This window comes from Shinella sp. GW821-FHT10F02, from assembly GCF_058809275.1.
On sequence record NZ_JBXASL010000010.1, the window covers coordinates 214,818 to 230,066 of the forward strand.

Here is a 15,249-nt window from a genome sequence, read left to right on the forward strand (position 1 = left end):
ATTATCCGTTGCTTGCCATTACCGAGATCTTCCGTCCCATCGTCTCGCCTTCCTTGTCAAGGAGGCGCGTCGGATAGTCGCCGGTGAAGTAATGGTCGGTGAACTGCGGGCGGGCCGGGTTGCGGTCCTCGCCGCCGACGGCGCGGTAGAGCCCGTCGATGGAGATGAATTCCAGCGAATCCGCCCCGATATACTTCGCCATCGCCTTGACGTCGTTGTACTGGTTGGCGAGCAGCTTGTCGCGGTCCGGCGTGTCGATGCCGTAGAAGTCCGGGTAGAAGATCATGGGGCTTGCGACGCGCACATGCACTTCCTTGGCGCCGGCATCGCGGATCATCTGCACGATCTTCAGCGACGTCGTGCCGCGCACGATCGAATCGTCGACGAGGATGACGCGCTTGCCGTCGATCATCGCGCGGTTGGCCGAATGCTTCAGCTTGACGCCGAAGGCGCGGATCTGCTGCGTCGGCTCGATGAAGGTGCGCCCGACATAGTGGTTGCGGATGATGCCGTATTCGAACGGAATGCCGCTCTCCTGCGCATAACCGAGCGCTGCCGGCGTGCCGCCGTCCGGCACCGGCACGACGACGTCGCCTTCGACCGGATGTTCCTTGGCGAGGTTGATGCCCATGTTTTTGCGCGCAACATAGACGCTGCGGCCGCCGACGACAGAATCGGGGCGGGCGAAATAGACATATTCGAACAGGCAGAGCCGTTCCGGCTGCACATTGCCCGCCTTCTTCGCCTCGATGGAGATCGAGCCGTCCGGCTGGATTTCGCAGACGATGATCTCGCCGTTCTCCACGTCGCGGATGTATTTCGCGCCGATGATGTCGAGCGCGCAGGTTTCCGAGCAGAAGATCGGCTTGCCGTCGAGCTCGCCCATGACGAGCGGGCGGATGCCGGTGGGGTCGCGCGCGGCAATCAGCTTGGTGCGGGTGATGCCGAGCATCGAATAGCCGCCTTCCATCTGGCGGATCGCGTCGATGAAGCGGTCCGTCGTGGAGGTGTAGCGCGAGCGGGCGATGAGGTGCAGCACGACTTCGGTATCCGACGTCGACTGACAGATGGCGCCGCCGGCGATCAACTGGCGGCGCAGCGTCAGGCCGTTGGTGAAGTTGCCGTTATGGGCGACCGCGATGCCGCCGACTTCCAGTTCCGCGAAAAGCGGCTGCACGTTGCGCAGCGCCACTTCACCGGTGGTGGAATAGCGCGTGTGGCCGATCGCCATGGTACCGGGCAGCTTCGCGATCGTCACCGGGTTGGTGTAGTGGTCGCCGACGAGGCCCATGTGCTTTTCGGTGTGGAACTGCTTGCCGTCGAAAGAGACGATACCGGCCGCCTCCTGGCCGCGATGCTGGAGCGCATGCAGGCCGAGCGCCGTGAGGGTGGCTGCTTCCGGATGGCCGAGAATGCCGAAGACGCCGCACTCTTCGTGAAGCGTGTCGCCGTCGAGATCGTCATCGTGGCGGCCGGGGAACTTGAAATCGCTCATTGCTGCAAGCCTTTGCTCGGGACCGTAGGAGGTTGCACGGGTCTGGTCTTCGTTGCGTCCTGGCCACGCCCATATGGGTATGGCCTAAAGCATTTGCCACCGAGGCCCGGAAGCATCAGTGGCGATCGTCTCATCCTATCAAAAAATCGGGGTGCCCGCCTTCGTCAATTATCGCGAGTGGCGGCGCCCCTGATCACTTATCCGTTCGTGGCCGGAACCTCTTCGGCGGGCGTCTGACCCGTCGTACCTTGGCCCGTACCCTGACCCGTGCCGGTGGCGGCATCCGGGTCTTCCGCGCCGCCTTCGCCCTCGGTCGGCTGGCCTTCGACGGGCTTGCCGCGCAGGCGGTCGAGGATCGTCGCGTCGGCATCTTCCGGCAGCAGCGCCACGAGGCGCGAGCCGAGATTGTCGAGCAGCGGCTTCGATTTCGCCGTGGTGACCCAGGACGGCTGCTGCTGCGGTGCGACCAGCCAGTTGAAGAACAGCATGGCGACGACGACGAGCAGGATGCCGCGCGCGGCCCCGAACAGGAAGCCGAGCGTGCGGTCGAGCGCGCCGATGCGGCTGTCGATGATGAAATCGGCGATGCGCATGGTGATGAAGGAGATCACGATGAGCGCGACGAGGAAGACGGCGGCGGCGGAGCCGACCATCGCGACCGTGTCGCTCGTCGTATAGTCCTTCGCATAGGGCAGGAGGACCGGATAGAGGAAGTAGGCGGCTGCCGCGGCACCCACCCAGCTTGCGACGGAGAGCACCTCGCGCGAGAAACCGCGCACCATCGCCAGCACGGCGGAGAACAGCGCGACGCCGATGACGATACCGTCGAGAATTGTGATGGGCATATTCGTCCTACTCCAAACCCGAAATGTCGCCGGGCCCACGTCGCCTAAAGCCGGGGGCACCTTAACGCAAGGCCTATCCGTCGTCCCGCTTCGGCACGCCGGCGGCCAATGTTTCCCACAGGCCTTTGCCGCGCGCCGCAGGGCGTCAAACGTCCTCGTCCTCCCGCTTGAGGGCGGCCTTCGATCCGGCAATGCGCGCCACCAGATCCGGCAGGCTGTCGATCTCGCTCCAGCGGCCGCCCGTGCCTTTCGGCAGATCGGCGGAACCGGCGGGGAGCACGGCCTGCGAAAACCCCAGTTTTTCCGCCTCCTTGAGGCGCTGGGCGGTGTGCGCCACCGGGCGAATGGCGCCCGACAGGCTGACTTCGCCGAAATAGACGCAATCTGCGGGAAGGGCAAGTCCGGCGAGCGACGAAACCAGCGCAGACGCGACGGCAAGGTCCGCCGCCGGCTCCGAAATGCGATAACCGCCCGCCACATTGAGGTAAACATCGTGTTGCCCGAGCCGCACGCCGCAATGCGCCTCCAGCACCGCGAGGATCATCGAGAGCCGCGCCGAATCCCAGCCGACGATGGCGCGGCGCGGCGTGCCGAGCGATGTCGGGGCGACGAGCGCCTGCACCTCGACCAGCACGGGCCGCGTACCTTCCATGCCCGCGAAGACGGCGGCGCCCGGCGATTTTTCGTTGCGCTCGCCGAGGAAGAGTTCGGAGGGATTGTTGACCTCGCGAAGGCCCTTGTCGGACATTTCGAAGACGCCGATCTCGTCCGTCGGGCCGAAACGATTCTTGACGGTACGCAGGATGCGGTAGTGGTGGCCGCGGTCGCCCTCGAAATAGAGCACGGCATCGACCATATGCTCGACGACGCGCGGGCCGGCGATCTGGCCTTCCTTGGTGACATGGCCGACCAGCACCATGGCGGCACCCGTCTGCTTGGCGAAGCGGATCATCGCCTGCACGCCGGTGCGCACCTGCGTGACGGTGCCGGGGGCCGCGTCCGCCGTGTCGCTCCACAGCGTCTGGATCGAATCGATGATGACGAGGTCCGGGCGTTTGCCTTCGCCAACGGTGGCGAGGATGTCCTCGACATTGGTCTCGGCGGCGAGCAGCACGTCGGTCTCGGCGGCATGCAGGCGCTGGGCGCGCAGGCGCACCTGCGCCACGGCCTCTTCGCCCGAAACGTAGATGATGCGGTGGCCGCGGCGGGAGAGGGCGGCGGCGGCCTGCATGAGCAGCGTCGACTTGCCGATGCCGGGGTCGCCGCCGATCAGCACGGCGGAGCCGCGTACGAAGCCGCCGCCGGTCGCCCGGTCGAGTTCGGCAATGCCGGTGTGGATGCGCGGCGCTTCCTCGATTTCGCCCGACAGCGCCGTCAGCGCCACCGGCCGGCCCTTCTTCGGCACCTTGCCGGGGCCGGAGCCGATGCCGCCCATCGGGTCTTCCTCGACGACGGTGTTCCACTCGCCGCAGCCCTCGCATTTGCCCACCCAGCGGGAATGCACGGTGCCGCAGTTCTGGCAGATGAATTGGGTACGGGGTTTCACCATCAGATCGCGCTTTCCGGAAGGGTTTGGGAATCGACCCGGAAGCCTCTAGCACAAAACGGGAACATGTCCTATTTTTTCACCGCCTCGTAGCGCCGCTCGTAGCGGCGGCCGAGGCTCGTCAGGAGTTCGTAGTCGATTGTGCCGCCGGCGCGCGCCACGTCCTGGATGGGCATGTGGCGGCCGAAGAGCTCGATGAAGTCGCCAGCGCGCACGCTGCCGGGCGGCAGGTCCGTAACGTCGAAATGGGTGAGGTCCATGGTGACGCGGCCGATCAGCGGCACGGTGCGGCCATGCAGCACGCCGCTGGCGCCCGCGATTTTGGTCGTGCGCAGCGGCACGCCGGAGCCCGAAAGGCTGCGCATGTAGCCGTCCGCGTAACCGACGGCCGCGACGGCGATGCGGGTGTCGCGGGTGAACACCATCGACGCGCCGTAGCTGACGCTCTCGCCGGCCTTCGCCTCGCGCACCTGCAGGATGCGTGCCTCGGCGGTGACGACGGGTTTCATCGGGTTCGGCACGTCGTTGACGGCGGTGCCGCCGTAAAGCGCGATGCCCGGGCGCGTCAGCGTGAAATGATAGTCCTCGCCGAGAAAGATGCCGGCGGAATTGGCGAGTGTCGCATCGATACCGTCGAAGGCCTCGATGGCGGAGCGGAAACGCTGGAGCTGCTGCCGGTTGAGCGGGTGGCTCGGATCGTCGGCGCAGGCAAGGTGGCTGAGCAGCATGATCGGCGAAAAACTCGCCGGGCGCGCGACGTCGCCCGCCAGCGCCAGCGCATCCTCGACCCGGAGGCCGAGCCGGCTCATGCCGGTATCGACATGCAGCACGCAGGGCAGGTCGCCGCCATCGGAGATCGCCGCCATGAAGGTGACGAGCTGTTCCTCCGAGACGATGACCGGCACAAGGTCGAATTCGAAGAACAGCCGTTCCGAGCCGGCCCACATGCCGGACAGAACATAGATGCGGACATCCGGGAGCAGGGTGCGAAGAGCGGCGCCCTCCGCCGGGGTGGCGACGAAGAAATCGCGTGCGCCCGCCTGGTGGAAGGTCTTGGCCGCCGGCTCCAGGCCGATGCCATAGGCGTCGGCCTTCATGACCGCGGCCGTGCGCGCGGCGCCCGAGCGCCGCGCCATCGCGCGCCAGTTGTCGAAGAGCGCGGAAAGATCGATCGTCAGGCGGGCATGGTCCTCGCCGGCGACGGGAAGGGTGGAACGGGCGGGCGTGTGATGCGTGCTCATGGTTTTGAGATACAGCCTGTGGATCATGGCGGCAATACGCCCGCCGGCCGCATTGCCGGGGCGAAAGGGCGCCTCTATGGTGCGGCCCAAAAAACCGGGAAGCAAACGGGGAAGCATATGCGGGCGCGGACACGGACGATCGTTTTGGGCGTGGCGCTGGCCGCAGCCTGCTTCGCGCCGGCCGCCGGGCAGGATGCGCCGACGGATGCCGAGATGCGCGAGGCGCATGCGGTGCTGCTCGGCCTTGCGCAGGACGGCGCCGTGCCGGAGCGCGACGACAGCGCGGATATCTATTATTCGATCGTCGACAACCCGAATGCGCCGCGGCTGGTCACACGGCTCGAAGTCTCCGGCGCGCCCTGCCGCGCGCGCACCACATCCGCCCTGCAATTTCCCGATCAATGGGCGAGCCTGACGCTCGGCATCGTGGACCTCAGCCGCGTCACTGCCGTCACGGCCTATGCCTCGGTCGACGACATGATCGCAGAAGGAAACCCCGTCGCCTTCGATGCGCCGGAGGCGCAGCAGATCGTTTTGACGGGGAAGGGGCTGCTCTGCACCAGCCGCATGTCGCTCTCCGGCGAGAGCGGCGCGCCTGACGACATGTGTGCGGACAGGCTCGACCTGCCGATGATGGACGAGGAGCAGAAGGCACGCGCCAAACGCGCTCTCGCCATCGTCGCGGATTTCTGCAAGGCACCGGCTTTCGGCAAGAAGTGAGGGCCGGAAGCGGCCTAGACTATCCGCACAACCTTTCTTTTCGTCATGGTCGGGCTTGACCCGACCATCCACGCCACACCCGCGGCCTGGATCCTCGGGTCAGGCCCGAGGATGACGGAGGAGGAGGTGTGCCGAATTTTGGAGCGGTCCGCCTCAGTGCTCGTACTGGCTGAAGGACGGGTCGGCGAGGTCGGTGAAGCGGGTATATTCCGACTGGAAGGCGAGTTTTACCGTGCCGGTCGGTCCGTGACGCTGCTTGGCGATGATGACATCGGCGGTGCCCTTCACGGCCTCGAACTTCATCTTCCACTCTTCGTACTTCGGGTCGAACTCGTCGCGCGGCTCCATGTTCTTCACGTAATATTCCTCGCGGAACACGAAGAGCACGACGTCGGCGTCCTGTTCGATCGAGCCCGATTCGCGAAGGTCGGAGAGCTGCGGGCGCTTGTCCTCGCGGCTTTCCACCTGACGGGAAAGCTGGGAGAGCGCGATGATCGGCACGTTCAGTTCCTTGCCGAGCGCCTTGAGGCCCGTGGTGATCTGGGTGATTTCCTGCACGCGGTTGTCGCTCGACTTGCCCGAGCCGGTCATCAGCTGGATATAGTCCACCACCAGGCAATCGAGGCCGCGCTGGCGCTTCAGGCGGCGGGCGCGGGCGGAAAGCTGGGCGATGGAAATACCACCCGTCTGGTCGATATAGAGCGGCACCTTCTGCATCATCTGGGAGCAGGCGACGAGCTTTTCGAAGTCGGCCTCGGAAATGTCGCCGCGGCGGATTTTCGACGAGGAGACTTCCGTCTGCTCGGAGATGATACGGGTGGCGAGCTGTTCGGAGGACATTTCGAGCGAGTAGAAGCCGACGACGCCGCCGTTCTTCGGCTTGAACGACCCGTCCGCCTGCACTTCCGGCTCGTAGGTGGCCGCGATGTTGTAGGCGATGTTGGTGGCAAGCGAGGTCTTGCCCATGCCGGGGCGTCCGGCGAGCACGATCAAGTCCGAGCGCTGGAGGCCGCCCATGCGGGCATCGAGCGAGTGGATGCCGGTGGAGATGCCGGAGAGCGAGCCGTCGCGCTCGAAGGCCGCACCCGCCATGTCGATCGCCTGGGCAACCGCGTCGTTGAACGACTGGAAGCCGCCGTCGTAGCGGCCGGTCTCGGCGAGCTCGAACAGGCGCCGTTCGGCATCCTCGATCTGTGTCTGCGGCGGCATGTCGAGCGGCGCGTCATAGGCGATGTTGACCATGTCCTCGCCGATATTGATCAGCGAGCGACGCAGCGCGAGATCATAGATCGCGCGGCCATAGTCTTCCGCGTTGATGATCGTCACGGCGCCGCCGACGAGGGCGGCCAGGTATTGCGAGACCGTATGCTCGCCGACCTTCACATCCGTCGGCAGGTGCGTCTTGAGCGTGATCGTCGTGGCGATCTTGCCCATGCGGATCATGTCGCCGGCAACTTCGTAGATCTTGCGGTGCAGCGGCTCGTGGAAATGCACGGGCTTCAAGAAATCCGAAACGCGGTAATAGGCGTCGTTGTTGAGGATGATGGCACCGAGCAGCGCCTGTTCGGCCTCGATGTTGTTCGGCGACTCGCGGTGATGCAGCTCCGCATTGTCGCGATTTTGCTGGTTGAGCTTTCGCGCAGCGTCGTTCATCGTCCCGAATCTCCCCGTCCCTGTTTCCGAAGCCCGCTGGTTTCTTCGCTTTGCCGGAAGGGGTCAAGCGCTTCCGCAGGCTCTCGCCGTTTAAGCCCGTTGTTAGACTTTTCCACAGGCGGCGGGGACACAGCAAGTCCGGATTGCGCCGGGCCTGCTGGCTTTCGGTTGACTCACATCCCGAATCTCAAGGCGAGGCCGAATCTCAGAGCGAGGCCTCCTGCGGGAACTGCCGCGCGCCGCGCCGGTCGCCCTTCGGATTGCCCTCGTGCGCCTTGAGACAATCCTCGCCGCGCCCGATATATTCGCGTGTCAGCGGCAAGGCCTCCTGGTCATGCGCAAGCTGGAGCTGGAAGACGACGAGGTTCTGCCAGCGGAAGGCGCTTTCGGAGGCTGCCAGGTAGAATTCCCAGATCCGGCAGAATTTCTCGTCATAGAGCGCCTTCGCCTCGTCGCGCCTTGCCATGAAGCGTTCCCGCCAATGGCGCAGCGTCTCGGCATAGTGCAGCCGCAGGATCTCGACGTCGGTGACCGCCAGCCCGCTCTTTTCCACAGCCTGCATCACCTCGGAAAGGGCAGGGATGTAGCCGCCCGGGAAGATGTACTTCTCGATGAACGGGTTGTTGGCGGAGGGCCGGTCCGTGCGGCCGATCGTGTGCAGCAGCATGACGCCGTCACGTTTCAGCAGCGAGGCGCTCTTCTTGAAGAAGGTCAGGTAATTCGGCCGGCCGACATGCTCGAACATGCCGACGGAGACGATGCGGTCGAAGGGGCCTTCCGCGTTGCGATAGTCCTGCAGCAGGAATTCTATGTCGCCTGCAAGCCCTGCCTCGTTCGCCCGCTTCACGGAAAGCGCGTGCTGCTCGTCCGACAGCGTCACGCCCGTCACCTTGGCGCCGAGCTGGCGGGCGAGATAGAGCGCCATGCCGCCCCAGCCGCTGCCGATGTCGAGCACGCTCTGGCCCGGCCGGTTGATGTTGAGCTTGGCCGCGATGTGGCGCTTCTTGGCAAGCTGCGCCTCGTCGAGCGTCTGGTCCGGCCGCTCGAAATAGGCGCAGGAATATTGCCGGTCCTGGTCGAGGAACAGGTCGTAGAGCGCGCCGGTGAGGTCGTAGTGGTGCTGGACGTTGCGGCGCGAGCGCACGATGCTGTTCTTCTCGCGTGCCCAGCGCAGGAGATAGCGCCCGCGCTCCAGCATGCGGCTCCAGAATGTGTCGTAATACTTGAAGTCGGGACTGCCGGTGAACACGGCCTTGAGCAGGCCGTATATGTCGCCTTCGATGATGTCGATATCGCCGGTGCCGTAGTGATGGCCGAGATAGTAGGCGGGATCGAGGGCGATGCCCCACACGGCCTTCCTGCTGTTGAGACGCATGTGGACCGGGTTGCCCGTGCCGTCGCCGAAGACCTGACGGGTTCCGTCCGGGTAGGTGATCGTCAGGTTTCCGGTCTCGACGAGGCGGGAAACGAGAGCCTGTACAATGAATTTCATTCGCTAAACTCCGTCGCGCTTAAAAACGTGGCGGGACGGGTCTGGGTCGGAAACCGGCCTGGGAAGCGGCCCGACCGCCAATCCAGTCTAACGAAGTATAAATATTGATGCGGGAAGCCGGATTTCAAGCCGTGCTTTTTGGCCCTTGAAACGAAAACGGGCCGGCAAAGCCGGCCCGCCCTGGAAAATGCCTGACGATCAAGCGTCTTCGTCTTCGCCGTCAGCTTCCGGATCGAAGAAATCTTCCGGCTTCAGGGCGTCTTCGTCGATGCCGTAGATGGCGTCGGCCGAGGTGAGGCTTTCGCCCTTGGCCTGGCGCTCGGCTTCGTCGGCGGAGCGGGCAACGTTCAGCTCGATGGTGATTTCGACTTCGGCGTGCAGGTGCAGGACGACCTTGTGCAGGCCGATCGCCTTGATCGGGGTGTTGAGCTCGACCTGGTTGCGGCCGATGTTGAAGCCTTCGGCAGCGAGCACTTCAACGATGTCGCGGGCAGCGACCGAGCCGTACATCTGGCCGGTTTCGCCGGCGGAGCGCACGACGATGAAGGACTTGCCGTCGAGCTTTTCGGCAACCGACTGGGCTTCCGACTTGCGCTCGAGGTTGCGGGCTTCGAGCGTCGAACGCTCGGATTCGAAGCGCTTCTTGTTGGCTTCGTTGGCGCGCAGCGCCTTGCCGAGCGGCAGCAGGTAGTTACGGGCAAAGCCGTCGCGAACCTTTACGGTTTCGCCCATCTGGCCGAGCTTGGCGATGCGTTCGAGGAGAATGACGTCCATTTTAGAGTTCCTTTCGTGACGTTCAGGTGTTCTGGTTTTTCTTTTCCGCCGGGCCGGTGGGCGTCAGCGCTATGGTGCGCCGCGTGTCCATCAGGCCCAGAATGAGGATGACGAAGACCGGTATCGTGAAGAGCAATACCGAGAGATAGACGAGCCACAGGACGGGAAGCCGCCAGGACTTGCCGCGCGTCCTGAAGTGCAGGCTCGCGAAGCCGGCGAGCACGAAACCGGCCCCGAAGGTGCCGCAGACGAGCGCGCCGATGATCGCCGGTACGCCGCCGAAGAAGGCGACGAGGAGGCCGGCGAGGAAGAAGAAGATGGCGTTGCGGTGCATGCGCAGCGTCGAGGGCATGTCTTCGCGCGGGCGAAGACCCTTGCCGGAAACGCGCACGATGAAGCTGGCGATGTAGTAGGCCGCAAACAGCAGGAAGACCCAGAGCGCGCCCTGCACCAGCGGCAGCGCCAGCGCGAACACGGCCTTGAGCTGGGCGATCGCCGTCGCATCCGGATTGTAGAGCGGCTCCTGCGCCTTCAGCGTCTGGATGACGATATCGACGAGCTGGCTCGCCATGGCGCTGTCGTAGCCGACGATCGCACCGACGGCGATCATGCCGAGCGTCACCATGATGGCGAGATGCACGAGGATGTTGGACAGCGGATACCAGGCGAGCGCGTTGTCCGGGCCGCCGAGCTCGGAGGCGGGGCGGGCGAGGTTCGCGAGGTTGGACAGCCAACCGGCCGGGATCAGCGTGATGATGACGATCAACAGCGCGAAATAGGAGGAGACGAGGGCCGATGCGATGGCGCCGCCGGCGACGACCGCGATCAAGGCGCTGGCATTGCCCCAGCCAAGGCCGGCAATGAGAATGGGAAGGGCGGACGCGGCGTAAAGCACGATCGCAAACGACGACTGCGCGTTCGCGCTCAGCGAAAGCAGAGCGGCGGTCACACCGGCAATCAGGCCGGTCGCAATCGATGTCGGCGTCAGGTTCTTCACGGTTCGCTGTCCTGTCTGGTCAGACAGTTAGAGGAGTTTCCTGACAAACTGATTCAGGACCGTCTCCCCAACATGGGTTTTGGCTTTAAAAAAGCCGGCGGCTCCGATCCGCGCCCAACGCGGAAGGGAAATGGGGAAGGCGGCGCGAACCGTCTTCCCCGGAGTCATGTGCCTCGGCCCGACGTCGAGTCAGGCCGCAGAGTCACGTCATTACGCTACGACGTAGGGCAGCAGGCCGAGGAAGCGGGCGCGCTTGATCGCCTTGGCGAGTTCGCGCTGCTTCTTCTGGGAAACGGCCGTGATGCGGGACGGAACGATCTTGCCGCGCTCGGAGATGTAACGCGACAGAAGACGGACGTCCTTGTAGTCGATCTTCGGAGCGTTTGCGCCCGAGAAGGGGCAGGTCTTGCGGCGGCGGTGGAACGGACGGCGTGCCGGAGCGGAGGAAGTATCAGCCATTGTCTTAATTCTCCTTCAGCTTCGATTACGCGCGGTCTTCGCGCGGGCGGCGTTCGCCACCACGGTCCGGACGATCGCCGAAGTCACGGCGCGGCGGACGGTCGCCGAAGTCGCGGCGCGGGCCACGGTCGTCGCCATCGCGGCGCGGACGGTCGTCGCGGTCGCGCTTCTGCATCATGGCCGACGGGCCTTCTTCGTGGGCTTCCACGGCGATGGTCATGTAACGAAGAACGTCTTCGTTGATGCGCATCTGGCGTTCCATTTCGTGGATCGCAGCAGCCGGGGCATCGATGTCCATCAGGGCGTAGTGTGCCTTGCGGTTCTTCTTGATGCGGTAGGTCAGGGACTTGAGGCCCCAGTTTTCGATACGGCCGACCTTGCCGCCGTGTGCTTCGATCACACCCTTGTACTGTTCGACGAGACCGTCGACCTGCTGGGCAGACACGTCCTGGCGGGCCAGGAATACATGTTCGTAGAGAGCCATGTGGCTTTGCCTTTCTTGCGTTTACACCCGAAACCGGCGCCAAGCCTCAACGACAGTTCTTATGGGGCCAGAGGCCCGGGGCAAGAAAAGCGTTAATCCAGACGGTCGAGAGCGGAGACACGGGAGGCTGGAGCCCTTGGCTCCAAACGGCATTCCCAAAGGAAAGCCGGCCCTCCGTTCAGCCACCAGCCGATTGACCGGGTGTGTTGAACAGCGCGCTTATACGGATTTTTGCGCCGAACGCAAGGGCTGGCGGGCGAAAGCCTTGCCCCGTTTTGCAACAGGGGCGGGAACCAAATCGCGAATGCCGCATTCTTCCTTCCGATCCAACCAGATGGAGTGACCGACATGCAAGACCCGAACCTTGTCAATCGTCCCCCGGAAGATCGCTTGACGCGTCCGGTGGATGACCGTGGCCCGACCGTCGTCAACCAGACGAGCCGCGGCAGTGGCACCGGCGGCTGGGCCGTCGCCGTAATCCTGGCTGTCCTCGTCGCCGTGGGCATCTTCTATTTCGTCGGCAGCGGAACGCCGGGTGACGGCGTCGACCCGAATGCCAACACCTCGGCAATCGGCACGACCGATACGGCACCGGCCGGTGGCACGACCACCGAAGGCCAGACTGGCGGCACCCAGACGCTGGAAACCCAGCCGAGTGGCGGCCAGCCGGCTGAAGGTGGTGGTGCAACCACGACCACCCCGTAACGTTACCCGCCCACATTCACCCGAAAGGGGCGCAAACGAAGAAACCCGCCGGAAACAGCGGGTTTCTTTCGTCTGTGAGGCCGAACCGGCCATTTGCGCGAAACTCTTTCCGGTTTTTTTGAAGAATTGCTTTCGACGAACTCGGCTAGCCTGATCCGCCCGAAGTCTGGAGGTTTCGGGCGCGCCCTTGGGGCGAAAACGACCAAGCCGGGAGGAGAAGGCATGACTTACCGCAACGATCGTGCGCGAGCACGACGCCGTGAAGCCGCGCGCAAAAGCGGGATCTTGAGCGAGGTCCGCGCATGAACGCCCATACGCATCCGGATCTGCCGCCGTCGCCATCGAGCGAACTGGTCTTCGCGCTGGAGGATCGGCCGAAGCCGCCGATCGCGCTTCTCGCCGCCATCCAGCACCTGCTCGCCATCATCGTGCCGATCGTCACGCCGGGGCTCCTGATCTGTCAGGCGCTCGGCGTTTCCGCACGCGATACGAACATGATCGTTTCGATGTCCCTGGTCATTTCGGGCATCGCCACCTTCGTCCAGTGCCGCCGGTTCGGTCCGCTCGGCGCCGGCCTGCTGATCGTCCAGGGCACCAGCTTCAACTTCGTAGGCCCGCTGATTGCCGGCGGCGTGCTGATGGTCAATTCAGGCACGCCCGTCGAGGCGGTCATGGCCTCCATCTTCGGCGTGGTGATCGCCGGCTCCTTCATCGAGATGGGGCTGTCGCGCGTGCTGCCCTTCATCCGCAAGCTGATCACGCCGCTCGTCACCGGCATCGTCGTGCTGATGATCGGCCTGACGCTTATCAAGGTCGGCCTCATCAGCATGGGCGGCGGTTTCGGCGCGATGAAATCGGGCACGTTTGCCAATGGCGAGAACCTGCTGCTGTCCGGCACCGTGCTGGCGCTGATCATCGGCTTGAACCGTATCCAGGTCGTCTGGGTGCGCAGCAGCGCCATCATCATCGCGCTCGGCGTGGGTTATGCGCTGGCCGCCTGGCTCGGCCGGCTCGATTTTGCCGGCATCCACCAGGCCGCCTGGTTCCAGGTGCCGACGCCGCTGCATTTCGGGCTGGATTTCTCCTGGACGCTGTTTGCGCCCATGGTCGTGATCTACCTGGTGACCTCGCTCGAGGCGATCGGCGACATTACCGCCACCAGCAAGATCTCGCGCCAGCCGGTCGAAGGCCCGGTCTGGATGGAGCGCGTGAAGGGCGGCGTGCTGGTCAACGGCGCGAACTCGTTCCTCGCCGGCATCTTCAACACCTTCCCGAGCTCGGTCTTCGCGCAGAACAACGGCATCATCCAGCTGACCGGCGTCGCCAGCCGCCATGTCGGCGTCTATATTGCAGGCGTGCTTGTCATCCTCGGGTTGTTCCCGGCGATTGCCGGCGTCATCCAGGCGGTGCCGGAGCCGGTGCTGGGCGGCGCGGTCATCGTGATGTTCGGCGCGGTCGCCGCCTCCGGCATCAATATCCTGGCCGGCGTGCAGCTCGATCGCCGCGCGCTCCTGATCATCGCCATCTCGCTGGCGCTCGGGCTTGGCGTGTCGCAGGTGCCGGAATTCGTCTCGCACATGCCGCGCTTCATGAAGGATGTGCTGGAATCGGGTGTGGCGACCGGCGGCCTCTGCGCCGTGCTCTTGAACTGGCTGCTGCCGGAAACGCAGGAGCCGAAGCCCATCCATTGATCATCGGTCCGGGCGGCCCAAAGCCGCCCGGACCGTCTTTTACATCGGTGCCGGATAGAGCCGGTGGATGCGGCGAATGCCGTTCAGCACTTCGGGCGACAGCTCCAGGTCCTTCGCCCCGATGTCCGTCTTCACCTGTTCCATCGTCGTCGCCCCGATGATGACGGAGGCCATGAAGGGCCGCGTCAGGCAGAAGGCGAGCGCCATCTGGGCGGGATCGAGCCCATATTCCTTCGCCAGCGCCACATAGGCACGAACCGCCGGCTCCTGGTGCGGCTGGTAGCGGCCGCCGAGATCGCCGTTCTTCGTCAGGCGTGAGTCTTCCGGCCGGGCACCGTCGAGATATTTGCCGGTCAGGAGCCCGGCGGCGAGCGGCGAATAGGCGAGCAGGCCGATATCCTCGTGGTGCGAAACTTCGGCGAGGTCGAGATCGTAGGCCCGGTAGAGCAGGTTATACTCGTTCTGGATCGAGGCGACGCGCGGCAGGCCCTTCTCCTCGGAAAGCTTCAGCAACTGCATCGTGCCCCAGGCCGTATCGTTGGAAAGGCCGAAGGCGCGCACCTTGCCGGCCTTGACGATGTCGCCGATGGTCTCGTGGATTTCCAGAAGCTCGGCGGCGACCTTCTCGCGGTCCTGCTTGGACGGGTCGTAGCTCCAGGCATTGCGGAAATGATAATGCCCGCGGTTCGGCCAGTGCAGCTGGTAGAGGTCGAGATAGTCGGTCTTGAGGCGGGAGAGGCTGTTGTCGATCGCCTCCAGAATGCCGGCGCGGCTCATCGGCTGGCCGCCGCGAATATAGGGACGGCCGGGGCCTGCGACCTTGGAGGCGAGCACCACCTTGTCGCGGTTGCCGCGCGCCTTCATCCAGGAGCCGATGAAGCGTTCGGTATCGCCGTAGGTTTCGGGGGAGAGGGGTGTGGTCGGATAGAGTTCGGCAGTATCGATAAAGTTCACGCCCTGGGAGAAGGCGTAGTCGAGCTGGTCGTGCGCGTCCTGCTCGCTGTTCTGCGAACCCCAGGTCATCGTGCCAAGGCAGATTTCCGACACGCTGATGCCGGTCCTGCCGAGCGGATTATATTTCATGGGAGGAGAAATCCTGTTGTGGGAACGGCGCGAATGTAGGCCGGTCGCCGCAAAGTGCAAGCCG

14 protein-coding genes are annotated in these 15,249 nt (G+C 64.5%); 3 read left to right on the forward strand and 11 right to left on the reverse strand.

Annotation, left to right across the window (positions count from 1 at the left end; all coding sequences use genetic code 11):
• Position 1 precedes the first annotated feature (1 nt).
• The 4 genes from purF to alr form a co-directional block, all read right to left on the reverse strand.
• Positions 2 to 1,495, reverse strand: a complete 1,494-nt coding sequence (gene purF / locus AC1RWL_RS28355) for an amidophosphoribosyltransferase (protein ID WP_256118830.1) — start codon at positions 1,493 to 1,495, stop codon at positions 2 to 4.
• A gap of 197 nt (positions 1,496 to 1,692) precedes the next feature.
• A complete protein-coding gene (locus tag AC1RWL_RS28360) occupies positions 1,693 to 2,340 on the reverse strand; it encodes a CvpA family protein (RefSeq protein ID WP_256118831.1) in 648 nt (215 codons plus the stop codon).
• A gap of 145 nt (positions 2,341 to 2,485) precedes the next feature.
• The gene (gene radA, locus AC1RWL_RS28365; protein ID WP_493096787.1) at positions 2,486 to 3,889 is read right to left on the reverse strand and encodes a DNA repair protein RadA; all 1,404 of its coding nucleotides are present in this window, start codon (positions 3,887 to 3,889) and stop codon (positions 2,486 to 2,488) included.
• Positions 3,890 to 3,957: 68 nt separating this feature from the next.
• Positions 3,958 to 5,127, reverse strand: coding sequence for an alanine racemase (gene alr, locus AC1RWL_RS28370; RefSeq protein ID WP_493096788.1), 1,170 nt, complete (start codon positions 5,125 to 5,127; stop codon positions 3,958 to 3,960).
• A gap of 117 nt (positions 5,128 to 5,244) precedes the next feature.
• Here alr and AC1RWL_RS28375 point away from each other — a divergent pair, with 117 nt between their 5' ends.
• Entirely contained in the window at positions 5,245 to 5,847 is a 603-nt protein-coding gene (locus tag AC1RWL_RS28375; protein ID WP_493096789.1) for a hypothetical protein, read from the forward strand.
• A 153-nt stretch (positions 5,848 to 6,000) separates the two neighbouring features.
• Here the strand turns inward: AC1RWL_RS28375 and AC1RWL_RS28380 are convergent, their stop codons facing one another.
• The 6 genes from AC1RWL_RS28380 to rpsF all read right to left on the reverse strand — a co-directional run bounded on the left by AC1RWL_RS28380 (position 6,001) and on the right by rpsF (position 11,706).
• Positions 6,001 to 7,500 (reverse strand): replicative DNA helicase, encoded by a 1,500-nt coding sequence (locus AC1RWL_RS28380; RefSeq protein ID WP_256118835.1) that lies wholly within the window; start codon positions 7,498 to 7,500, stop codon positions 6,001 to 6,003.
• 205 nt (positions 7,501 to 7,705) lie between these two features.
• Complete coding sequence (locus AC1RWL_RS28385) at positions 7,706 to 8,992, reverse strand: cyclopropane fatty acid synthase (protein ID WP_493096790.1); 1,287 nt, start codon at positions 8,990 to 8,992, stop codon at positions 7,706 to 7,708.
• Positions 8,993 to 9,190: 198 nt separating this feature from the next.
• The gene (gene rplI, locus AC1RWL_RS28390) at positions 9,191 to 9,766 is read right to left on the reverse strand and encodes a 50S ribosomal protein L9 (RefSeq protein WP_256118837.1); all 576 of its coding nucleotides are present in this window, start codon (positions 9,764 to 9,766) and stop codon (positions 9,191 to 9,193) included.
• A gap of 22 nt (positions 9,767 to 9,788) precedes the next feature.
• Positions 9,789 to 10,763 carry a YybS family protein gene (locus AC1RWL_RS28395; RefSeq protein WP_256118838.1) on the reverse strand — a complete coding sequence of 325 codons (975 nt, stop codon included), beginning with the start codon at positions 10,761 to 10,763 and terminating at the stop codon, positions 9,789 to 9,791.
• Between the two features lie 210 nt (positions 10,764 to 10,973).
• On the reverse strand, positions 10,974 to 11,222 hold the full coding sequence (gene rpsR / locus AC1RWL_RS28400) for a 30S ribosomal protein S18 (RefSeq protein WP_069059269.1): 249 nt from the start codon (positions 11,220 to 11,222) through the stop codon (positions 10,974 to 10,976).
• A gap of 25 nt (positions 11,223 to 11,247) precedes the next feature.
• The gene (gene rpsF, locus AC1RWL_RS28405) at positions 11,248 to 11,706 is read right to left on the reverse strand and encodes a 30S ribosomal protein S6 (protein ID WP_256118839.1); all 459 of its coding nucleotides are present in this window, start codon (positions 11,704 to 11,706) and stop codon (positions 11,248 to 11,250) included.
• Positions 11,707 to 12,108: 402 nt separating this feature from the next.
• Between rpsF and AC1RWL_RS28410 the strand changes: the two genes are divergently transcribed.
• Positions 12,109 to 12,411, forward strand: coding sequence for a hypothetical protein (locus tag AC1RWL_RS28410; RefSeq protein ID WP_493158551.1), 303 nt, complete (start codon positions 12,109 to 12,111; stop codon positions 12,409 to 12,411).
• A gap of 302 nt (positions 12,412 to 12,713) precedes the next feature.
• A complete protein-coding gene (locus AC1RWL_RS28415; protein WP_256118841.1) occupies positions 12,714 to 14,102 on the forward strand; it encodes a nucleobase:cation symporter-2 family protein in 1,389 nt (462 codons plus the stop codon).
• Between the two features lie 39 nt (positions 14,103 to 14,141).
• Here the strand turns inward: AC1RWL_RS28415 and AC1RWL_RS28420 are convergent, their stop codons facing one another.
• Positions 14,142 to 15,185 carry an aldo/keto reductase gene (locus AC1RWL_RS28420; RefSeq protein ID WP_493096791.1) on the reverse strand — a complete coding sequence of 348 codons (1,044 nt, stop codon included), beginning with the start codon at positions 15,183 to 15,185 and terminating at the stop codon, positions 14,142 to 14,144.
• Positions 15,186 to 15,249 lie beyond the last annotated feature (64 nt).